This is a genomic window from Brachybacterium sp. JB7, assembly GCF_003335205.1.
Taxonomy (GTDB): domain Bacteria; phylum Actinomycetota; class Actinomycetes; order Actinomycetales; family Dermabacteraceae; genus Brachybacterium; species Brachybacterium alimentarium.
The window spans coordinates 81,566-103,470 of record NZ_QPGN01000004.1 but is presented as its reverse complement, the minus strand read 5'-3'; the positions used below and the strand labels follow the sequence as shown (position 1 = coordinate 103,470).

Here is a 21,905-nt window from a genome sequence, read left to right as displayed (position 1 = left end):
TGATCCCGATGAATCAGGTCCCCGCGCCGTCGGCGGAGCCGCCCTCCACCTCCTTCGATGCCCTCGGAGTCGACGCCACCGGTGTCCCGCTGATCGAGCAGCCCCATCACGACTCGGGTCCGTGCTTCGTGGCCGGCGACGCCCCCGCCCTCGACGCACGATCGACGCTGCGCGTGTGGGTTCCCATCGCCTACCCGGCTTCCGCGCTCGCCCTGCGCACGGTGAGCGACGGGGAGATCCGCACCTCCGAGCTCCACGTCGCCGCCCAGGACTCCACAGGCACCTGGTGGGAGGCGGAGCTGAGCCTCACGAACCCGGTCATGCCCTACCGATTCTGCGTGCTCGCCCCGCAGGGATCCGTGAGCCCCTCGGGTGCCGCGGTCCCCTCCTACGCCTGGCTCACCGCCGCAGGCCTCGTGCCCTGGGATGTCTCTGACGCCACGGACTTCCGTCTGCTCGCCCACGAGCCGGCTCCGGACTGGGTGGACGACGCGATCGTGTACCAGATCTTCCCCGACCGCTTCTCCCGCAGCACCCGGATGCCTCTGGACGCGGACGGTCGCCCGGCGCCTGCGGACTTGCCCTGCTGGGCGGTCCCGATGGCTTGGGAGGACGAGCCCGCGATGCACGGCGAGCTCACCGGCCGGCAGTTCTTCGGCGGTGATCTCGACGGGATCCTGGAGCGTCTGGACCACATCGCGTTACTCGGCGCGAACACCCTCTATCTCACGCCGGTGTTCCCGGCGGGCTCGGTGCACCGCTACGACGCCTCGGCCTTCGACCATGTCGATCCTCTGCTCGGCGGCGACGACGCCCTCGTGCGCCTCTCCACGGCTCTCCACGAACGGGGGATGCGCCTGCTGCTGGATCTCACGACACACCACACCGGCGACACCCATGAATGGTTCCGCGCCGCCCAGGCCGATCCTGAGTCCACCGAAGCGGGCTTCTACCTCTTCGAGGAGCATCCCCACCAGTACGCCAGCTGGCTGGACGTGCCCACCCTGCCCAAGCTCGACCAGCGCAACGCGGAGCTGCGATCGCGGCTGACCCGCGGGGCAGGCAGCGTCGTCGGCCGATATCTCTCCGCTCCTTTCGCAGCCGACGGCTGGCGGATCGACGTGGCCAACATGACCGGCCGCCACGGCACGGTGGACCTCACGCACGAGGTGGCTCGCGAGATCCGCGCCACGATGCGCGAGGTCGCGGACTCCCGAGGACAGAGCCGTGCGCACAGCGCCTGGCTCGTCGCAGAGCACGGGCACGACGCCACAGCGGACCTCGCCGGTGACGGCTGGCACGGCACTATGAACTACGCGGGCTTCACCCGTCCGCTGTGGGCATGGCTCGCGGATCCCGAGAGCGACCTGAACTGGCTGGGGCTGCCGATGACCCTGCCGCGTCTGCCCGGCACCTCCATCTGGCGCACCCTGCGCGACTACAACGCCCAGATGCCCTGGCCATCACGCGCCCACTCGCAGAACCAGCTGTCCAGCCATGACACACCCCGCACCCGGACCGTCGTCGGAAGCCGGGAGCGCCAGCTCGCCGCCGTGGCAGCGCTGGCCACCCTGCCCGGCGTGCCCACCGTGTTCGCCGGCGACGAGCTGGGCGCGCAGGGCGAGAACGGGGAGCATTCGCGCGCCCCGATGCCGTGGGAGGCGATCGACCGGGGCGACGGCGAGCGCATCGATCTCGGCATCCTCGAGGCGACCCGTCTGCTGCTGGGCCTGCGCCGTGAGCTGGTCGCGCTGCGCCGCGGGGGGCTGCGCTGGCTGCACGCCGGTACTGACGCCCTGGTCTACGCCCGGACCCATCCGGACGGGGACGTCCTCGTGCATCTCGCCCGTGGCGCCCATGACGAGATCGTGATCGGAACCGATAGCCTGCCCGGCGCCCCCTGCGCCACGGTGCACACCGAGGTCGGCGGAGCGAACGCCCGCCACGACCGTGGAGTCCTCCGCCTGGACGCGTCCGATGCCGGAGCCAGCCTCATCCGCCTCGACTCCGGAGCGTGACTCCGTCGCTCCTCCCCGGCGGCCCATACGTGGCTCCCGCCCGCGCGGCAGCACCCAGCTCGACGTACAGCATGAGATCCGCACTCTCGGAAGGACCCGCATGACCCTCCACACCCCCGCGACGCCCCAGGCCGCGGAGCATGAGACCCGTGAAGCCCAGCAGTGGTGGCGCGACGCCGTCGTGTACCAGGTGTATCCGCGCTCCTTCGCGGATTCGGACGGCGACGGCATGGGTGATCTGCCCGGCGTCACGGCCCGCCTGCCTTACCTGCGGGACCTCGGGGTGGACGCCATCTGGCTCTCGCCCTTCTACACCTCGCCCCAGCATGACGGCGGCTACGACGTCGCCGACTACACCGATGTCGACCCCCGGTTCGGTTCCCTGGCCGACGCCGACGAGATGATCACCCGCGCCCATGAGCTGGGCCTGAAGGTCATCGTCGACATCGTCCCCAACCACTCCTCCTGCGACCACGTGCTGTTCCAGCAGGCGCTGGCCGCAGCTCCCGGCTCCCCCGAGCGCGACATGTACATGTTCGCCGAGGGGACGGGGACGGACGGCGAGCTGCCGCCGAACAACTGGACCTCGATCTTCCACGGCCCGGCCTGGACCCGCGTCACCGAGGCGGACGGCACCCCCGGCCAGTGGTACCTGCACATCTTCGACACCTCCCAGCCGGACTGGAACTGGGAGAACCCGCGCGTCCACGAGCTGTTCCAGGACGTGCTGCGGTTCTGGCTCGACCGCGGGGCCGACGGCTTCCGGGTGGACGTCGCCCACGGCATGATCAAACCCGAGGGGCTTCCGGACGCCACCGTGAACGCCGAGGGGCTGATCGACATCCCCGAGGGCGAGGTGCCGGTCTACTTCGACAACGACGGGGTGCTGGACATCTATCGCGAGTGGCGGCCGATCCTCGACTCCTACGAGGGTGAGCGCATGATGGTGCTCGAGGCGTGGATCCCCGAGCACCGCCTGCCGCTGTACATCGGCGCCGAGAAGGCACATCAGTCCTTCAATTTCGGCTTCCTCCAGGCCCGCTGGGGCGTGGAGACGATGCGCGCGGCGATCGAGAAGCCGCTCGCCCTGGCCGACGCCGTCGGCTCCCCCACCACCTGGGTGCTGTCGAACCACGACGTGATCCGCCATGCCTCCCGGTACGGGTTCGCCCCGGACTACCGCTTCGGCGAGGGCCTGCGCCGCGACGAGGTGCCCGATGCGGAGCTGGGTCTGCGGCGTGCCCGCGCCGCGACGCTGCTGATGCTCTCGCTGCCCGGATCCGCCTATCTGTATCAGGGCGAGGAGCTCGGGCTTCCTGAGGTCAGCGACATCCCCGACGAGCTGCGCGAGGATCCCTCGCACCTGCGCGCCGGGGTGCCCGGCCGCGACGGCTGCCGTGTGCCGCTGCCCTGGGAGCAGGACGCCCCGGCGTTCGGCTTCTCCTCGACCGGGGAGAGCTGGCTCCCCCAGCCGGCGGAGTTCGGTCCGCTCGCGGCCGACGCCCAGCAGGGCGTGGAGGGCTCGACCCTGGAGATGTACCGCACCGCGCTCGGCCTGCGGCGTGAGCTGACCCTGGGCAGGCCCGAGCAGCCGGTGGTCTTCGAGGAAGATCTGCCCGACGGGGTGCTCGGGGTGACCCGCGGCGCGCTGACCGTGCTGGTGAACACGACCTCGGCGGCGGTCTTCCTCCCGGCCGGGCACCGTCTGGTGGACGCCGAGGTGCTCGTCGCCTCCGCGGAGACGACGCCGGGCACCCTGCCCGCGGACAGCGCTGCCTGGGTACGGGTCGGCTGACCCGAGTCGGACGGATCACGGTCGGTCGCGGCGCGCGCTGTGCGCTGCGGCCGACCGTCCTGTCGCGGATAGGATCGGCGCCATGCCTCGACCCGATTCGCTCTCACCCCGCTCCGGCCGTCCCCTCGACGGCGCTCCCGCCGCTCCGGCGGAGTTCGACCTGGTGCTGCTGGGCACCGGGCTCGGCGTGTACACCCTCGCCCGTGCCTTCCATGAGGAGTACGGCGTCGTGGCGACCGTGGTCACCAAAGTGGGCGTCGAGCCGATGCGCCGCTCGGTCACCTGCGACATGCGTGAGCTGGGCGGGGACGCGAGCGACGAGGACCTGATCACCGCACTGGTGGACCTGGCCGGTGAGCGCCAGGGCGGTCGCCCGCAGCTGCTGCTGGCCAATGCCGATTCGCTGATCCAGCTGATGAGCGATCACCGCGAGCGGCTGGCCCCTCACTTCGTGATGCCGATCCTGGAGGCCGACACGCTCGAGCAGTTGTCGGACAAGGCCGAGTTCGCGCGCCTGTGCACCGAGCACGGTGTGGCCACGCCGCGCACCGAGGTCATCGACCTCAGCGCTCCCCGGGGCGAGGGCTGGGAGCCGCCCCGCACCGAGATCCCGTTCCCTCTGGTGATGAAGGCCGCCCGCACCGCGGACATGGCCGGCGTGCGTTTCGCGGGCAAGAAGAAGGTCTGGTTCCTCTCCGAGCCCGCGGAGCTGGAGGAGCTGGTGCGCGCGATCGCCGACGCCGGATACACCGGCCGACTGATCGTCCAGGAACTGATCCCGGGCGATGACACCGCCGAGGGCTCCCTCACCGCCTATACCGACGCCGCGGGACGGGTGACGCTGCTGTGCTCGGCGCGTGTGCTGCTGGGTGAGCACACCCCGGACGCGCTGGGGCGCCCCGCTGCGATGATCACGACCGAGTTCGGCGATGCGCTCCCCCAGGCTCGCGCCCTGCTCGAGGCCACCGGTTACCGCGGTTTCGCGAACTTCGACGTCAAGCGGGATCCGCGGGACGGGATCTGGAAGTTCTTCGAGGTGAACCCCCGCATCGGGCGCAACAACTTCTACGTCACCTCCGCCGGCGCGAACGTGTCGCGCTTCGTGGTCGCCGACGCGATCGAGCATCGCGAGATCGAGCCGGTCACGCGCGTCGACGAGATCCTCTATTCACTGGTGCCGATGCCGCTGCTGATGCGCTACGTGCGGGACCCCGAGATGCGGCGCTGGGTGCGCACCGTCGCGCGCCGTGGGGTCCGCAACCCCTGGACCTACGGGCCCGACGGCGGTTGGGCGCTTCGGTATGCACGGATCGTCGGCCTGAATCATGTGCGCAAGTTCCTGCGCTACTACCCCAAGCCCACGGACTCCGGCTTCTGAGCCAGACCGTCCGGAGGAGACCCTCTGAGCGAGACCCTCTGCACGGGATCCACTGAGGGAGGCCTGTTCGCCGGGGCCCGTCAGGAGGATCGGGGCTCAGCGGCTCGCGGCCACGAGCAGGCTGCTCAGATGTCTGCTCACCGGAAGACTGCTCACCGGAAGGCTGGGGTGAGCTCCTTGCCGCCCTCGCGCACGGTGATCCGTGCGAGCTCGGTGAGCGAGTCGACCAGGCGTGGGTCCCCACGGTAGTCGTGCTGGTCGTAGGCGACCGACAGCTCGGTGCAGCCCAGCACCACAGTGCCCGCGCCCTGTGCGAGAGCCCGGTCGAGGCAGGACTCGAACAGCGTCAGGTCGACCGGCTTACCGGCCTTGACCTGCTCGTAGATGAGCCGGCTGACATCGTCCTGCAGCGCCTGATCGGGCGTCCAGGGGGTGCCTCCGGCGCGCTCGATCTCGTCCTGGTAGACCCGGGCGTGGATGTTGCCCTCGGTCGCGAAGACGGCCACGGGAGCGTCGCCGGCCGTCGCCACGGCCACCTCGGCAGTGGTCTTGACGATGCTCAGCAGCGGGATCGTCACCGCGGACTCGACCTGCAGCGCGTAGTGGTGGGCGGTGTTGCAGGGCAGCACCAGCAGGCTCGCGCCGGCGCGCTCGAGCATGCGGGCGTCCCGTGCGATCACCGGCCCGGGATCGGCGGCGTCGGGGTCGAGGATCCCGGCGGTGCGATCAGGGGTGGTGGAGTGCTGGGAGACCAGCAGATCGAGATGCTCCTGGTCGCTCCCGGCGGAGGTGGCCCGGATGAGCACGTCGAGGAACACGGCGGTGGCCGCCGGTCCCAGACCGCCCAGCACGCCCACCACGGGGCTCGACCAGTCATCGCCGTCCAGCCGACCTCCCTCGAGACGGCCTGCCTCGAGGCTCGTTCCTTCGCGGGGTGATCGCTGGGGCGGGGCTCCGTCGGGGTCGCTCACGAGGGGTCCTGCTCCGTGCGGCTCGCGCGTCGGGGCACGAGCCGCGAGAGGCGGTCACCGCCCTCGGGCCGGTAGTGGCGCTGGAACTTCAGCACGAAATTGGCGGCGGCGGCGAGGGCGTAGCCGCGGCGCTTGGGCTGGGTCTCCGCCTCCGGGTAGTGCAGGGGATTGCGCACCCGACGGGCCTTCAGCACCCGGCGCAGCTGGGCCCTCGCCTCGGGCTGGGTCGTGTAGCGGCGCACCAGCGCGGTGGGCACGACCGTGTAGAGCACCTCGGGCTGGTCCTGGATGATGCCGTCCTCGCCGATGCCGGAGCCGGGGCCCTCGGTGGGCAGGGCGTTCCGGAGGTGCTCGTCGACGTACCAGGTCACCGGGTTGTGCCCGCCTGCGGTGATGTAGTAGTTCGAACGGCCCAGGCGCGGGTTGAGCTCGAAGAACTTGGTGCGGCCGTCACGACGGTCGTACTTGAGGTCGAAGTTCGCGTAGCCGGTCCACCCGAGCTCTGCGCACAGGCGCTGGGCCTGGTCGACCATCTCGCGGTCCACGCCGGTGATGATCGCGGCCGGGTTGCCGATCGCCCCGGGGGCGTGCTCCTCCAGCAGGGTGCGGCCCCAGGAGCCGAAGCGCACGCGGGAGTCCGCGTCGCAGTAGACGGTGAGGATGCGCATGTACTGGTCATCGCCCGGGATCCGGTCCTGGACGATGATCGAGCTGCGGTAGCCGGACTCGCGGATCGTGCGCAGCAGCTCCAGCAGCTCCTCGCGGGAGGGGACGGTGTGGACCTTGCTCTGACCGGGGAACTGGACCCGCTTCCAGTCCGAGACCTCGGCGGGCTTGGCGATGACCGGGAACTCGAAGGGGATCTCGAGGTCGTCGGGGACCTCCTGGGCCAGGTCGACCACGACCGTCCCGGGATGGTCGACGCCCAGTCCCTGGCACAGCCGGGTGAAGTTCTGCTTCTCGGTGGCGGCCACGAAGGTGTCGTGGGAGACGTAGGGCGCGATGTAGCGCTCGTCCAGCCCGATCTCGTCCCGCACCTCGATGATGGCCTTCACCGTCGAGTCCGCGGAGCCGAGCAGGATCAGGGGGAGCCCAGGATGCTCCTCGGCGATGCTCTGCAGCACGGGTGCGAGCTTCTCGGCGTCGAAGGGGTCCTCGCAGCGCACGTTGTCGATGAGGGCCGAGGTGCCGACCACCCATCCGGCGAGCCGCGAGACCACCACGGTCCGCAGGCCGTACGCCTCGTGGAACGCTCGGGCGAGGGAGTAGGCGCCGATGTCGCCGCCGACGACGACGGGCAGGAAGTCCACGCCCTGCGTGGTCAGTGCGTTCTCAGGCATGGCCGCCAGTGTAGCGGCGCGGCACCCGGTGACCGGCTCGACTCGTCGCCGGGCACCACCTAGGCTGGAGGGATGGATCACCACACGAAGGATTCGAGCGATTCCAGCCCCCTGACACTGTCGTCGCAGGCCACGCCCGACGGCACCGTCGTGGCTCCCCAGCAGGTGGTGGAGAACCTCGGCGGGCAGAACCTCTCCCCCGATCTCACCTGGTCCGGAGCCCCGGAAGGCACCCGCTCCTTCGCGGTCACCCTGTTCGATCCGGACGCCCCCACCGGCTCCGGCTTCTGGCACTGGATCGCCTGGGACATCCCCGCCGGCACGACGTCGCTCCCCCTCGGGGTCGCCCGCGACGACACGTCGCTGCGCCAGGCCGTCAACGATTTCGGCAACCCCGGGTATGACGGCCCCGAGCCGCCGGCCGGTCCGTCCCACCGCTATGTGTTCACCGTGCACGCCCTCCCGGTCGAGTCGCTCGACGCGGACCCCGAGGCGCCGCACGTAGGAACCCGGTTCGCGATCTTCTCCCAGCAGCTGGCCTCGGCGTCCTTCACAGGCCATTATCAGGTGGACGGCTGACGCACAAGGGGGAAAGACTCCTCGACGACTCGGGCGCGCCCCGTCGTGCCTACACAGAGCCGGTCGTAGGCTCGGAACATGCGATCCACGAAAATCCACGACGAGCGGTCGGCGCAAGAATCAGACCTGAGTCTGACGTCGTTCATCCGCTCGGAGGACGCCGTCGATCTTCGCAGCTGCGAGCCTTCAGGGGTGAACGCGCTCAGCATGCTCCCTTCCCCACGGACCGCCGCCCAATGGCCGCCCGCGACCTCCGGCTCGTCCCCTCGTGGTCACCGCCCGCTCCGCGTGCTGCTGACCACCGATTGGTGGGAGCCGGTCGTCAACGGAGTGGTCGCCTCGGTCGCGACCCTGCGCCGGGAGCTGATCGCCCTGGGCTGCGACGTCCGCGTGCTCACCCTGTCCCAGGGCATCCGCTCCCGCAGCGAACCCGGCGTGTACCGCATGGGTTCCGTCTCCGCTGCCCTGTTCTACGACCGGGCCCGGATCGGCATGCCGGGCAGCCGCCGGGTCCTGCGCGACATCGTGCGCTGGCAGCCCGACGTCGTCCATTCGCAGTGCGAGTTCTCCACCCACGTGTGGGCCAGGCGCATCGCCCGCACCCTCGGAGTCCCGCTGGTGCACACGTACCACACCATCTACGAGGACTACACGCACTACTACTCCCCCAGCCGCACCGTCGGCCGCAAGATGGTCTCCACCTTCAGCCGCCGGGTGCTCTCGGGAGCTGACGCCGTCATCGCACCGACCGCGAAGGTCGCGACCCTGCTGGACGGCTACGGCGTGACCGAGCCCGTCCACGTCGTGCCCACCGGGCTCGATCTGCAGCGGTTCCGCCCCGCCCGTACCGAGGCCGAGCGGCAGGACGCCGTCGCGCTCCGCGACGGGCTCGGCATCACTGCTGAGCAGAAGGTGCTGATCTCCGTGTGCCGCCTGGCCAAGGAGAAGAACCTCGACGAGGTGCTCGACATGGTCGCCGCCGCCGGACGCGAGGACACCGTGCTCGTGCTCGTCGGAGACGGTCCGTACCGGGAAGAGCTCGAGAAGCGCGCCGCCTCTCTCGGCATCACCGACAGGGTCCTCTTCACAGGCGTGGTCGATCCCGCCGAGGTGCAGCGCTGGTATCGCATGGGCGACGTGTTCGTCAGCGCCTCGCGCAGCGAGACCCAGGGGCTCACCTTCATCGAGGCCCTTGCCTGCGGCCTGCCGCTGCTGTGCTACCGGGACCCGTCCATCGCGAGCGTCGTGCTCGAGGGGCGCACCGGCTGGCAGATCGAGGGCGCCGAGGAGTTCGCCGCCCGTCTGGAGACGCTGCTGGAGGATCCGTCGCTGCAGGCGGAGATGTCCGCCGCGGCCGTCTCCCACGCGGTGGCGACCTGCGGTGCCAGCGAGTTCGGGCGCGCCGTGCTCGACGTCTACGGGTCGACCCTGCAGCGCAGCGGTCCGCAGATCATCACCCGCCAGGCCGTGGCGGCATGAGCACCGCCACCGGCTCCGTGCCGGTGATCGCGCGGCCCCTCGAGCGCGCTCCACGTCTCACGCGCGGCGCTGCCCTCGCTCACGGACCAGCTGGAGCGCACACCGCGCCGTCGTCGGCCGATCCCGTTCTGTCAGTCGGCAGCGCCCCCGCGACGAGCGCGGCTGCTCCGGCCGACGGCGTGCCCTCCCGCCGGGATCCGGTGCGGCTGGCCGCCCGGCTCTCCCCGTTGCTGGGCCTCGCGATCAGCGCGACCCTCGTGGTGTGGGGGCTGCAGACGGGAGTGCTGCAGTCGCTGGAGAACCTGCAGGCGTTCATCGGCTCGCTCGGAGCGTGGGGGCCGGTGGTCTTCCTGCTCGCCTCGACCGCCTCGGTCGTGTTCCCGATCGTCCCCGCAGGTCTCCTGGTGATCGCCGGGCCGGTGCTGTTCGGCGCCCTGGAGGGCACCGTCTACAACTACGTCGCCGTGTGCGCCGGGTCACTGCTGAACTTCCTCATCGCCCGGCACGTGGGGCTTTCACTCATCGAGCGGATCTTCTCCGAGCGAACGGTCGAGAAATTCCTGGGCTGGACCCGCAGCGCCCACTTCACGAGAGCCTTCGCCCTCGCGATCACCCTGCCCGTCGCTCCGGACGATCTGCTCTGCTACATCGCCGGCACCACGCGCATGCGCTGGCGCACCTATGTCCTGATCATCCTGCTGTGCAAGCCGTGGGCGCTGATCGCGTACGGACTCGGCATCAGTGCCCTCGTCCTGCGCTACCTGCCCTGGTGAACGGAGACCCCATGCTCATGAAGAATCGCGCCGTGGCCCGCCCGCACGGTCCCGGTGCCCGGCTGCAGCGCCGGATCGAGCAGCTCGCTCGCCGTGTGCGCACGGGCCATCGGGCCTCCGGCCAGAAGACCGCGGGAATCGCAGAGGACAGTGATCACGCGGAGCAGCAGCTGCGGGTGCTCCTGCCCCGCGGCCTCGCCCGCCTCGCCACGCAGTCGGGCATCGGCGCCGCCATCCGCCATCAGGAGGAGGTGGTGCGCTCGCTCGGCCACGAAGTAGTCACCAATCCCCTGCGACGCTTCGACATCGTGCACCTGAACACCCCCTTCCCCGACACTCCGCTGTTCGCCGCCTGGGCGCGACTGCGGCGACGGCCGGTGCTGGTATGGGCGCATTCCACCGAGGACGACTTCCGGGATTCGTTCCCCGGATCGAACACGCTCGCCCCGACGTTCCGCCGTTGGATCGCCTTCCTGTACCGGCGCGGCGACGCGGTGGTCACGCCCAGCGAGTACTCCCGCGACCTGGTCTCGGCGCCGAAGTACGGGATCACCGCGCCGATCCATGTGCTCTCCAACGGTGTGGACACCACGTTCTTCCAGCCCGACCCGGGAGCACGGGCCCGGCTGCGCACATCCCTCGGGCTGGAACCGGGCGCGAAGGTCGTGCTCAGCGTGGGCATGCAGCTGGTCCGCAAGGGGATCCTGGACTGGGTGGAGGTGGCGCGTGCCCTGCCCGAGGTGACCTTCGTCTGGTACGGGCGCACCGATGAGCGCCTGCTGACCGCCGACGTGCGGCGCGCCCTCGGCTCGGCGCCCCCGAACGCCCTCTTCCCCGGGTACATCACACCCGTGCAGCTGCGGGAGGCCTACTGCGGGGCCGACGCCTTCTGCTTCCTCACCAAGGAGGAGACCGAGGGCATCGTGCTGTGGGAGGCTCTGGCATGCGGCACCCCTGCCCTGGTGCGGGCGATCCCGCTGTACCGCGACCGGATGCCGGACGGGGTGCTCACCCATCAGGTCGCCGGGGACGGGCCCGGTTTCGCCGCAGACGCCGCCGCTCGGCTGAGCGCCCTGCTGGACGGCGAGCTCGAGGATCTCACCGCGGCCGGGCGCCGCGCGGCCGAGGGCGTGGATCTGTCGCAGGTCGCCCAGCAGCTGCAGGAGATCTACCGGGCCACCGGCGTCCTCGCTCCGGCACCGCAGGCGGACTGAGGCGACCGGACGGTCCGCGCCCGCCGGGCGCCCGTCGGACAGGCGTCATATGGACCGAGCCCGTCGGAGGCCCGTCGGACGGGCTGGGACGACCGAGCAGAGGAGGCAGTTCAGATCAGCGCCTGCGCTGCGGATCCCACAGCACGAGCGCTCCCCCGCCCCGACGCTGAGGGCGCTCGCCACGACGCAGCGCGCTGATCTGCCCGTCACGGTCGGCGGAGAACACGCGGCGCTGGGCGGGGCTGAGCGAATCGAGGGTCTCCCGAACCCCGTCGAGCTGCCCGTTCAAGGCCCTGACCTCGTCCTGCAGCTCGAGGATGCGCTTGATGCCGGCGAGATTGATGCCCTCCTCCTGCGAGAGCTGCTGGATCTCCCGGAGCCTGGCGACGTCCACGACGCTGTAGCGCCTGCCCCGCCCGCGCGTGCGGCGAGGAGTGACCAGCCCGATGCGGTCGTACTGGCGCAGGGTCTGCGGGTGCATCCCGGACAGCTCCGCGGCGACGGAGATCACGTAGACGGGCGCGCGCTCGTCGATGCGGTGCCGGGCTGCCAAGGGAATGCCCCTTCCGGGACGGCGGAGAAGCACGATCGGTGGCGCTTCTCCTGCTGCTCCCACTGTGCCAGGTGGCCCCCGGCCGTGGGGTGGGACGGGTGCGGTGGTGACCGTCCCGAGGAGAGGGACGGTCACCGGTTGCTCAGCGCGCGGCAGCCTCGCGGAGGCCGGCGCGCGGGTCCTCGTCGGTCAGCGCCTCACGGAGGTCCTCGACCGCCTTGCGGGCGGCGCCCTCGACATGCGTGGGGACGGCGATCTGCACAGTGACCAGGAGGTCCCCGGTCTTCTTCTTCGTCGCGATGCCCTTGCCGCGCACCCGCAGGGTGCGGCCGCCGGGCGTTCCGGGAGCCACCTTCACGCCGACGGTGCCGCCGTCGAGCAGCGGCACGGTGAGCGTGGTGCCCAGCACCGCTTCGTCGAAGGAGACCGGGACGGTCAGGCGCAGGTTCGCGCCGTCGCTGCTCCACACGGGGTGCTCCTCGACGTCGAGGCTCAGCAGCAGGTCGCCGGCGGGGGCGGAGCCCGGCCCGGGGCGTCCCTTGCCGCGCAGACGAATCTTCTGCCCGTCGTGCACGCCGGCGGGGATGCGGGTGGTCACGTTCTTGCCGTCCACGTTCAGGCGCACCTCGGTGCCGAGGGCCGCGTCGCGGAAGCTGATGCGGGTACGGGCGGAGACGTCCTGCCCCTTCGCGGGGGCGCCGCCGCCCTGGAAGCCGGCCGGCCCGCCGCCGAAGCCGCCGCCCTGGCCGCCGAACATCCGCATGATGTCATCGAGGTCGGGGTTCGCGCCGCCGCCGGGGGCCGCACGACCGCCGCCGGGGAAGCCGCCGCCCTGGCCGCCGAACATCGAGGAGAAGATGTCCTCGAAGCCCGCGCCGCCGGCGCCGCCGCCCTGGCCCGCGGAGAAGCGCGCCCCGCCGGAGCCCATCGCACGGATCGCGTCGTACTGCTGGCGCTGCTCGTCGTCGTTGAGCACCGAGTACGCCTCGCCGATCTCCTTGAACCGCTCCTCGGCCTGGGCATCGTCGGGGTGGTGGTCGGGATGGTACTTGCGGGCCTTCGTGCGGTAGGCCTTCTTGATCTCCTGCGCGCTCGCGTCCTTCGAGACGCCGAGGACCGCGTAGAAGTCCTTGTCGAGCCAGTCCTGCTGGGACATGTGCGTCTCCTTCCGGGAGCGGCAGGGTCTTCTTCTTCTGAGTGTCTAGGGGACGGGCGGGGCCTGCCGGCCGGTCTCCGGCTGGCAGGCCCCGCCGTCAGGGGTGAGCCCGATCGGGTCAGGCCGGGCCGCGGGTTCCCACCCGGGCCGGGCGCAGCACCCGGTCGTTCATCGTGTATCCAGGCTGGATGACCAGCGAGATCGTCGCCGTGTCGACATCCTCGGCGTCCTCGTGCATGAGGGCCTCGTGGAGGTTCGGATCGAACTCCTCGCCGACGGCGCCGAAGCGCTGCAGCCCGTGCGAGCCGAGGATCTCCTCGAGCTTCTGGGAGATCGAGTGGAACGGGGTGCCCTCGGCGATGTCGCCGTGCTGGCGGCCCAGCTCCACGTCGTCCAGGACCGGGATCAGTGCGCTCAGGACGCGGCCCACGGCCGCCTCCTTGCTCACCTCGGCCGCAGCCTCGATGCGCCGACGCGAGTTGACGTACTCCGCCTGCTCGCGCTTGAGCTGCTCGGAGAGCTCGGTGACCTTGCCCTCCAGCTCGGCGACGCGACCGGCGTCGGCCGGTGCGGACCCGGCCTCGCCCTGCTCCGCCTGCTCATAGAGCTTCGCGGCCTCGGCGTCGATCGGGTCGACGGGCTCGGAGGAGCCCTGACCCTCAGGAGCCGGGGTGCCCCCGGAGGGACGGACGCTGCCGTCCTCCGGGTTCACCTTGCGCTTGTCGGTGAAGGAGAACCTCGGCTCGCCATCGGGGCGCTGTGCGTCGTCAGGAGTGCTCTGGTCCTCGGTCATCACTTGGTCTCCTCGTCCTCGTCCACGATCTCGGCGTCGACCACGTCGTCATCGTCCGACGACGAGCCCTCGCCCGTCTCGCCCTCGGAGGCGCCCTCGGCACCCTCCTCGGCCTGCGAGTAGATCGCGGTGCCCACGGCCTGCAGGGCCTCGTTCAGGGTGTCGCGCTTGGCCTCGAGGTCCTCGGTCGAGGCATCCTCCTTGGCCAGCTCGTCCTTGGACTCCTTGATGGCGTCCTCGGCCTTGGTCTTGTCCGCGTCCGAGACCTTCTCCGCGTTGTCCTTGAGCAGCTTCTCGCCCTGGTAGACGAGCTGCTCGAGGGTGTTGCGGGCGTCGGCGTTCTTGCGACGCTCCTCGTCCTCGGCGGCGTGGGCCTCGGCGTCCTTCACCATGCGGTCGATGTCCTCGTCAGACAGGGCGGAGCCGCCGGTGATCTGGATGGACTGCTCGTTGCCGGTGCCGCGGTCCTTCGCGGTCACGTGCACGATGCCGTTGGAGTCGATGTCGAAGGTGACCTCGACCTGCGGGATGCCGCGGGGAGCCGGGGCGATGCCGGTCAGCTCGAAGGTGCCGAGCATCTTGTTGTCCCGGGTGAACTGACGCTCGCCCTGGAACACCTGGATCGCCACGGAGGGCTGGTTGTCCTCAGCGGTGGAGAACACCTCGGAGGTCTTGGTCGGGATGGCCGCGTTGCGCTCGATAAGCTTGGTCATCACGCCGCCCTTGGTCTCGATGCCGAGGGAGAGCGGGGTGACGTCCATGAGCAGGACGTCCTTGCGCTCCCCCTTGATGACGGCGGCCTGCAGCGCAGCACCCACGGCGACGACCTCATCGGGGTTGACGCTCTTGTTGGGCTCCTTGCCACCGGTCAGCGACTTCACGACCTCGGTGACCGCGGGCATGCGAGTCGAGCCGCCCACGAGGATCACATGGTCGATGTCGGAGACGGAGACGCCCGCATCCTTGATGACCTGGTGGAACGGAGCCTTGGTGCGCTCGAGCAGATCCGAGGTCATGTCCTCGAACTGGGCACGGGTGAGCTTCTCGTCCAGGTGCAGGGGGCCGTTCTCGGTCATCGACAGGTACTGCAGCGAGATCGAGGTGGAGGTCGAGGAGCTCAGCTCCTTCTTCGCCTGCTCAGCGGCCTCCTTGAGGCGCTGGAGAGCGATGCGGTCCTTGGACAGGTCCACGCCCTCCTTGTTCTTCACCTGGGAGATCAGCCAGTCGACGATCTTCTGGTCCCAGTCGTCGCCGCCGAGGCGGTTGTCGCCCGCGGTGGACTGGACCTGGATCGTGGAGCCCTCGTCGTCCTTGCTCACCTCGAGCAGGGAGACGTCGAAGGTGCCGCCGCCGAGGTCGAAGACGAGGATCTGCTCGTCGTCCTTGCCCTTCTCGAGGCCGTAGGCCAGGGCCGCCGCGGTGGGCTCGTTGATGATGCGCAGGACGTTGAGGCCCGCGATGGTGCCGGCGTCCTTCGTGGCCTGACGCTCGGAGTCCGAGAAGTAGGCGGGAACGGTGATGACCGCGTCCGTCACGGCCTCGCCCAGGTAGGACTCGGCGTCCTTCTTGAGCTTGCCGAGGGTGCGGGCGGAGATCTCCTGCGCGGTGTACTTCTTCTCGTCGATCTCCTGGCTCCACTCAGTGCCCATGTGGCGCTTCACGGAGGCGATGGTGCGGTCGACGTTGGTGACGGCCTGGCGCTTGGCGACCTCGCCGACGAGGACCTCGCCCTGCTTGGAGAAGGCCACGACCGACGGGGTGGTGCGGGAGCCCTCGGCGTTGGCGATGACCGTGGGCTGGCCGCCTTCGAGGACGGCGACGGCGGAGTTGGTGGTACCGAGGTCGATTCCGACGACACGGGACATGGGTGCCTGCCTTTCTGCGACGGTTGCGCCGCAACGAGTTCATGCACTGCCGACCTCTGGCGGCCGACGGCAAGACTTGAGCTGTACGGACTCAAGTAGAGAACCCATCGCGATCGTTGTCAATCCGAGAAGCACTGAACTTGAGTACACCCGACTCAACTTCGGTTCGGCTCGGTTCATTCCCTCTCCCGCCAGTCGTGAGCGAGGACACAGTGTAGGTTCCCGTTTGATCTGTCGCTGTTCCACTTATTTGGCACTCGCGTGTCGCGCGTTCCACTTACGTGTCGCTCGGTGCACTCTGGATCCATGGCGCGGTCCACCTTGCTGGACACCGAACTTCGCTACGTCGCCGACGACCGTCGCGAGGTGACGACGTCTGTCCGCGATGCGGTGGCGGCGGCTTTGAGTACCGCCCAGCCGGTGCGGCGCGTTGGCTCATACGCGGGGCAGCGGCACTACTCCGGATTGTTCTGGTCGGCGACCACCGGTGGGCACGTTCCCTACGAGAGCCACCTGGAACTGGATCGGCTGTGGCTGGCCGACTTCGACCCCACGGTGACCTGGATCGCGGCACAGCCCATGTGGCTGCGGGGCCGCGATGGGACAGTCATCCGGCGGCATGCCCCGGATCTCTTGCTTACGCGGGCCGACCGCAGCCTCGAGGTAGTCGACGTCAAGCCCGGCGATCTTGCCCGACGCCCGAAGGTGGCCAGCGTCTTCGACTGGACCGCGCGAGTATGCGAGACGCGCGGCTGGCGCTATCAAGTGTGGTCGGGCGCCGATCCGGTCCGCTTGGCGAACATCCGGACGCTTGCGATCGGCCGACGCCCGGGGCACGTCGACCCTGACGACCTTGCCCGACTCCGGGCAGCGGGCAAGGTCGGGGTGACACTGGGCGCGGCTCTGGGGCAAGGTCCCCGCCCGGCGCAGATAGCTGCGGTGATGACCTTGCTGTGGATGGGGCATTGGACCGTCGACCTCAGCGTGCCCCTCGGCCTCGGGGCCCCGATCACCTCGATCCGGGAGTCGTCATGAGCGTGATCGAGATGAACGTGGGGAGCCAGGTGTGGTTCGAGGGCGAGCTGTGGCAGATCGTTGATCTCAGCGCGCGCACCGCGACTTTGAGCAGTGGCTCGACGAGGCGGCGAGTCCTGCTCAATCACCTGGCCGCTTCCGCTCGGGTCGTCACCGAAGAATCCACCGTCCAGCCGGACCAGGATGCCGGCCTGGAGCTCGGTAATGTCGTGCTCTCAAGCCTCACCCAGCAGCAACGTGCACAGCTCGAACGCCGCGCCGCGGCGCTTCAAGCGATCGAGAACCCGGACGCCCGGCTGGCCACGGACCGCGCTGACCGGGTCGCTGCGGCCGCAACAGAGCTGGGCGTGTCCAAACGCACCGTCCAGCGCTGGCTCACGAGCTACCGGGAGGCCGGTATCGCGGGCCTGGCCGACAGTCGGCTGCTGGGGCTGCGCTCCGCGGGAGTAGATTCGCGATGGGACGCGGCCTGTCTCGCGGTGCTCGATGAATACACCGGGGCTTCCACGCCGACGATGAACGTCGTGCTCGACCGGATCCGTCACCGCGTCGAGGATGAGCACGGCTCAGACGCGGTGGTCTGCCCACCTCACACGACGGCGTATCGGCGCCTGAAGGCGCTCTCAAAGGGGCGGCACGCGTTCGGCAGCGCGAAGCAGCGCCGCTCGGTCGCTGCTCGTCCTCACGGTCCGTACGGGCGGCTGCGGGCAACGCGGCCGGGCGAATACGTGGTGCTGGATACGACGCCGCTGGATGTATTCGCGATGGAGCCGGTGACGCTGAGGTGGGTACCGGTCGAGCTCACCGTGGCCCAGGACCTGTTCACCCGTTGCATCCTCGGCCTACGCCTGACCCCGGTCTCGACCACAGCTGCCGACGTGGCGAACGTGCTCTACCAGTGCGTGACTCCGCAGCCGGACGGCGACGATGACGGCGCGTGGCCCTTCCATGGGGTCCCGCGCAACGTACTGGTCGGCACGGAGGAACCTGACGGGGTCTCACAGGAGCGAGTGGGCGGCTTGCCGGCATGCCTACCCGAGGCGATCGTGGTCGACCACGGGAAGGTCTACCTCTCCTCCCACGTGACCTCGGCCTGTGCCCGGCTGGGCATCACGATCCAGCCGGCGATCCCGTACAAACCCACCGATAAGCCCACCATCGAGCGGTTCTTCAAGTCGCTGCGGGAGGGACTGCTGCAACATCTGCCCGGCTACAAGGGCCCCGATGTCTACAACCGCGGCCAGGACATCGAGGACCAGGCGTTCTACTACGTCACGGAACTCGAACAGATTATCCGCGAATGGGTCGGCCAGGTCCACCACCAGAGCACGCACCAGGGACTGTGTGTTCCGGAGGTGCCGGGCGCGGAATTCTCGCCCGCGGAGATGTTCGAGATCGGCCTGGCCAAGTCCGGCGGCCTACTGCTGCCCAGCTCTGCGGATCTGGCCTTCTCCTTCCTCGACGTCGCCTGGCGCACGGTCCAGCACTACGGCGTCGAGATCAACGGTCGCCGCTACGACGGTCCCGCACTGAACCTGCACCGAAACCACAAGTCGCCGCATCAAGGTGCCCATGCAGGCAAGTGGCCGATCTTCGTCGATCACCATGATGTGCGCCGGGTCTGGTTCCAGGACCCCGACACGAAGCAGTTCGAGCCGCTGGAGTGGGAGCACGCCCCCGCGCTGGACCAGCCGTTTTCTCGAGAAGCAGCGGAGTACACCAAGCGCCTGGCGCTACGATCCCAGCGCCACGTGGACCCGAAACAGGCCGTCCAAGACCTCCTGGACGCCTGGAGCCACGACGCCGTCACCACCCGGCGCGAGAAATCGTTGGCACGGCGACTGAGCGCCACCCGCGCCCACGACGTCTCTACCTTCCGTGACGAGCACGAGCCGCGCGAGGCAGCCTCAGCGCCTGGAGTCATCGATCTACTGGCCGCCCGCGACCGCAAGACCCGCGCACCGGAGCTGGCCGACGACCTCGACGACGTGTTCGCGCGGTATTACGCACAGCACCCGGATGCGGACGGGCTGGAGGTGTTCGACGAGTGAGCGGAAATCCGTGGGCGCAGTGGCTGGACCGGTATGACACGGTGCCGTACCAGCTCTCGCGGAAACAGGGCTGGGATGCGTTCGTCAACGCCGGTTCACGGCCGCGGTTCGAGGTGCTCACCCGAGCGGAGATGCGCGCGTTGAACGCGGACGTGCTGGCGGACTACAACGAGGCGCGGTGCGTGTGGAATGCGAATCCGGCGACGATCAAGACGCAGCAGTTGGCGCGGGCGTTCGATGTGCTGGAGCAGGTGATGGCCTCGAATCGTCGTGATGGGGACAAGCTGCGCGGGGCGGCGGTGATCGATGCCGAGCCGGGTCTGGGCAAGACCACGATCGCGACGCGGTTCGCGCGGGAGGTCCACCGCCGCGAGTACCGTCGCCACTCCCCCGAGACCCCGGACGGCAGCCAGAGGCTACCGGTGGCGTTCGTGCCCCTGAACGCGGGGGTGACGCTGAAGGGTCTGAACCAACAGCTGCTGGAGTTCTACGGTCATCCCGGGGCGTCACGGTCAACTCGTACTCAGCTGACGTCATTGGCCATGGATTGCGTGACCACGTGCGAGACGAAGCTGATCATCATCGATGATCTGCACTTCGTGGACTTCCGGCATCGGAACGGGCTTGAGGTCTCCAACCATCTCAAGGGCCTCGCCAACGTGCTGCCAGCAACGTTCCTGTTCGTGGGTGTGAACTTGGAGGCGAAGCGGTTCTTCGACGAGGGCCTGCTGGGTGAGGCTGCGGTCTATGCGCAGACGAGTCGGCGCACCACGCGGTGCCCTGTCGCACCGTTCAGTTTCGGCGACGGTCACAGCGCCCGCGCATGGACGGATCTGCTGGTGACATTGGAGCGGCACCTGATCCTGGCTGACGCGGGGCCGGGCATGTTGACCAGCCAGGCGCGGGAGCTGCATCGGCGCACCCAGGGGCGGATCGCGTCGTTGATGAACCTGATCGACCGCGCCGCCTTTCTCGCGATCACCACCGGAGTCGAGGCCATCACCCCCGCGGTGATCACTGCGGCGTTGACGGACAATGCGGCCCAACGCCTCGCCGAGCTCCCGGCCTGACCGGCGCCGGTCCGCGACCCCGCCCCTGCGGGGTGTGGCCGGTGGTTACGACATCAGCCGCTGGCCGATCACGGTCGCTCCATTGCCGGATGAGCTTCCGGTCTCGTGGCTGTGGCGGGTGGCTCACCGCTACGGCATGACATCCGCCGTCACGCTGGCGGCGCTCGGCCTGCCCCAGGTCAACGCATCCGTCCCCCGGCTGGAGACCTACCTCCGCTGGCATGCCGACGCCCTCGCAGCAGCTCTCGGCACCCAGCCCTACGCCGCCGATGAAGCGCTTTCACCCCATGAGGCACTCGAGGTCGAGCTCGAGCGGTATGCGATGGACTATCGGATCGGCCGCCTACCAGCGGCGACCATCAGGTTCTGTCCGCAGTGCCTGGCCGAGAGCAGAGGAACTTGGCTCCAGTCATGGCGCCGGCGCGCGCCCGCGGCCTGCCCCACCCATGGAGTACAGCTGCTCGTGCGATGTCCTGAGTGCGGCGCCGTGCCGTTCAGCAGATCGATCTGGATGACCGCAGCGACTCCGCCCTGGATCTGCCCGCAACTGACCGGCCAGCAACCGCCGTCCCGACGACGCCGGAACCGCTGCGGCTACGACCTTCGTCAGACGCCTACCTCCCCGCTGGGCGCTCCGGAGGCTGACACGTTGGACAGGCTGCACACTTCCGCTGAGGCTGCCGCTGCACATTCTCTGGAACCTGTGGACGTGGCGGGGTTCGGCGTGACTGCTCGCGATCATCTGGATGCGATCTTCGAGCTGATCGACGAGGACTCGGACCTCACGCAGGTCCTTGCGCCTGATGCCACGGGGCGCGATCGCCTATTGTCGTCGGCGCGGCTGGCCTTCGAGGTCCTCGATCAGCCGACGGCCCACGCCGCAGCGGACATCGCGGACCGTCATGGACTGCTCGATCCCAATGGCCGGCACACGCCTATCGTGACCGACGCGAGAGCCCGGCGCCGGCCGCACAATCCTCTGCTGGCAGCCATTCGCCTGCGGTCTCTGGAGGACGTGTTGTCACCGACGGCGCAACTGACCTTCCGCCTCGCTTCCTCCATGCCCCGCTACCCCGAACCGATCCCCTGGTGGCCCGATCAGGTCCAATATTGGCTCGAGCAGGTGCCACTGGCTGTGATTCCGCAGGTCCTCTGGCCAGGCACCCTCACACCCTGGATCCAGGACCACGACATCCCGGCCCGCGCCGCGGCCGCGATGCTGCTCGCCAAGATCGGAAGCACACGTGCCTGGTCCTTGATCGCCCTCGACCTGGGACTACCCGCCGCGTTCGCCACTACGCCCAGCGCACTGGTCACCCGGATGCGCCGCAACGGCACCTGGCAGGCACTCCTGAAAGCACTCGAGAACCTCGCGACCAGACTCGCCGACTCCCCTCCACCGATCGACTACTCCGCACGCCGCTGGGCCGCCGAGCCGACACTCATCGAGCAGGCCGTGCAGAGCATCGAAATCGACGCGACGCCCGGGATCACGGTCGACCGTAATCAACTGGCGGTTCTGCTCTGGCAGTCCTACACGGGAGGCGACGCCCGCTACCACCCCGACTACGGCACCAACGCGACCCTCGAGGCCCGGACCACCTCAAGGACGCATGACGCACTGGTCGACAGCCTGATCGAACGCGCAGCCAAAGAACTACACCACCTGACCGCGCAGCCCGATCAAGGACCATTGGAGTGGCGACCCCCATGACTACCAGGCACGGGATCCCACTCCCTGAAGCTCCCGGAGCAGTCCATGCCCCGGCAACAGTCGGAGTTGGAGGTCCTCCGACGAATCGCACTTCAATCGGCCGACCTCGGGATCCTCCCGA

At 69.4% G+C, this 21,905-nt stretch carries 17 protein-coding genes; 11 read left to right on the top strand and 6 right to left on the bottom strand.

All coding sequences use genetic code 11. The features are described 5' to 3' along the window. Positions 1-8 precede the first annotated feature (8 nt). The 3 genes from CIK81_RS07010 to CIK81_RS07000 all read left to right on the top strand — a co-directional run bounded on the left by CIK81_RS07010 (position 9) and on the right by CIK81_RS07000 (position 5,191). A complete protein-coding gene (locus tag CIK81_RS07010; protein ID WP_096196921.1) occupies positions 9-2,018 on the top strand; it encodes an alpha-amylase family glycosyl hydrolase in 2,010 nt (669 codons plus the stop codon). Positions 2,019-2,118: 100 nt separating this feature from the next. Beyond that, positions 2,119-3,813, top strand: coding sequence for a glycoside hydrolase family 13 protein (locus CIK81_RS07005; protein WP_114328469.1), 1,695 nt, complete (start codon positions 2,119-2,121; stop codon positions 3,811-3,813). An 82-nt stretch (positions 3,814-3,895) separates the two neighbouring features. Then, the gene (locus CIK81_RS07000) at positions 3,896-5,191 is read left to right on the top strand and encodes a carboxylate--amine ligase (protein WP_241964055.1); all 1,296 of its coding nucleotides are present in this window, start codon (positions 3,896-3,898) and stop codon (positions 5,189-5,191) included. Between the two features lie 152 nt (positions 5,192-5,343). Here CIK81_RS07000 and CIK81_RS06995 read toward each other — a convergent pair whose 3' ends face one another. Together CIK81_RS06995 and CIK81_RS06990 are read right to left on the bottom strand one after the other, a co-directional pair. Further along, a complete protein-coding gene (locus tag CIK81_RS06995; RefSeq protein WP_241964054.1) occupies positions 5,344-6,162 on the bottom strand; it encodes an aspartate/glutamate racemase family protein in 819 nt (272 codons plus the stop codon). After that, on the bottom strand, positions 6,159-7,502 hold the full coding sequence (locus tag CIK81_RS06990) for a hypothetical protein (RefSeq protein WP_096166294.1): 1,344 nt from the start codon (positions 7,500-7,502) through the stop codon (positions 6,159-6,161). The genes CIK81_RS06995 and CIK81_RS06990 overlap by 4 nt, the downstream gene beginning before the upstream one ends. A gap of 72 nt (positions 7,503-7,574) precedes the next feature. Between CIK81_RS06990 and CIK81_RS06985 the strand changes: the two genes are divergently transcribed. The 4 genes from CIK81_RS06985 (at position 7,575) to CIK81_RS06970 (ending at position 11,547) form a co-directional block, all read left to right on the top strand. Next, complete coding sequence (locus CIK81_RS06985) at positions 7,575-8,081, top strand: YbhB/YbcL family Raf kinase inhibitor-like protein (RefSeq protein WP_096166293.1); 507 nt, start codon at positions 7,575-7,577, stop codon at positions 8,079-8,081. Positions 8,082-8,273: 192 nt separating this feature from the next. Further along, the gene (locus tag CIK81_RS06980; RefSeq protein ID WP_241964053.1) at positions 8,274-9,560 is read left to right on the top strand and encodes a glycosyltransferase family 4 protein; all 1,287 of its coding nucleotides are present in this window, start codon (positions 8,274-8,276) and stop codon (positions 9,558-9,560) included. Further along, positions 9,557-10,333, top strand: coding sequence for a TVP38/TMEM64 family protein (locus CIK81_RS06975; RefSeq protein ID WP_241964052.1), 777 nt, complete (start codon positions 9,557-9,559; stop codon positions 10,331-10,333). The genes CIK81_RS06980 and CIK81_RS06975 overlap by 4 nt, the downstream gene beginning before the upstream one ends. A gap of 11 nt (positions 10,334-10,344) precedes the next feature. Continuing rightward, positions 10,345-11,547, top strand: coding sequence for a glycosyltransferase (locus CIK81_RS06970; protein ID WP_158541955.1), 1,203 nt, complete (start codon positions 10,345-10,347; stop codon positions 11,545-11,547). Positions 11,548-11,662: 115 nt separating this feature from the next. On the opposite strand, the gene CIK81_RS06965 is transcribed toward CIK81_RS06970, so the two are convergent. The 4 genes from CIK81_RS06965 to dnaK all read right to left on the bottom strand — a co-directional run bounded on the left by CIK81_RS06965 (position 11,663) and on the right by dnaK (position 15,914). Continuing rightward, positions 11,663-12,100 (bottom strand): heat shock protein transcriptional repressor HspR, encoded by a 438-nt coding sequence (locus CIK81_RS06965; protein WP_096166292.1) that lies wholly within the window; start codon positions 12,098-12,100, stop codon positions 11,663-11,665. A gap of 142 nt (positions 12,101-12,242) precedes the next feature. Then, on the bottom strand, positions 12,243-13,256 hold the full coding sequence (locus CIK81_RS06960; RefSeq protein WP_096166291.1) for a DnaJ C-terminal domain-containing protein: 1,014 nt from the start codon (positions 13,254-13,256) through the stop codon (positions 12,243-12,245). A 118-nt stretch (positions 13,257-13,374) separates the two neighbouring features. After that, positions 13,375-14,049, bottom strand: a complete 675-nt coding sequence (locus tag CIK81_RS06955; protein ID WP_096166290.1) for a nucleotide exchange factor GrpE — start codon at positions 14,047-14,049, stop codon at positions 13,375-13,377. Beyond that, positions 14,049-15,914, bottom strand: a complete 1,866-nt coding sequence (gene dnaK / locus CIK81_RS06950; protein WP_096166289.1) for a molecular chaperone DnaK — start codon at positions 15,912-15,914, stop codon at positions 14,049-14,051. The genes CIK81_RS06955 and dnaK overlap by 1 nt, the downstream gene beginning before the upstream one ends. A gap of 306 nt (positions 15,915-16,220) precedes the next feature. On the opposite strand from dnaK, the gene CIK81_RS06945 reads away from it, so the two are divergent. The 4 genes from CIK81_RS06945 to CIK81_RS06930 are packed head-to-tail and all read left to right on the top strand — an operon-like array spanning position 16,221 to position 21,784. Next, complete coding sequence (locus CIK81_RS06945; protein WP_096166288.1) at positions 16,221-16,949, top strand: TnsA-like heteromeric transposase endonuclease subunit; 729 nt, start codon at positions 16,221-16,223, stop codon at positions 16,947-16,949. Then, complete coding sequence (locus tag CIK81_RS06940) at positions 16,946-19,000, top strand: helix-turn-helix domain-containing protein (RefSeq protein WP_096166287.1); 2,055 nt, start codon at positions 16,946-16,948, stop codon at positions 18,998-19,000. The genes CIK81_RS06945 and CIK81_RS06940 overlap by 4 nt, the downstream gene beginning before the upstream one ends. Beyond that, on the top strand, positions 18,997-20,070 hold the full coding sequence (locus tag CIK81_RS06935) for a TniB family NTP-binding protein (protein ID WP_096166286.1): 1,074 nt from the start codon (positions 18,997-18,999) through the stop codon (positions 20,068-20,070). The genes CIK81_RS06940 and CIK81_RS06935 overlap by 4 nt, the downstream gene beginning before the upstream one ends. A 34-nt stretch (positions 20,071-20,104) precedes the next feature. After that, positions 20,105-21,784 carry a TniQ family protein gene (locus CIK81_RS06930; RefSeq protein ID WP_158541954.1) on the top strand — a complete coding sequence of 560 codons (1,680 nt, stop codon included), beginning with the start codon at positions 20,105-20,107 and terminating at the stop codon, positions 21,782-21,784. Positions 21,785-21,905 lie beyond the last annotated feature (121 nt).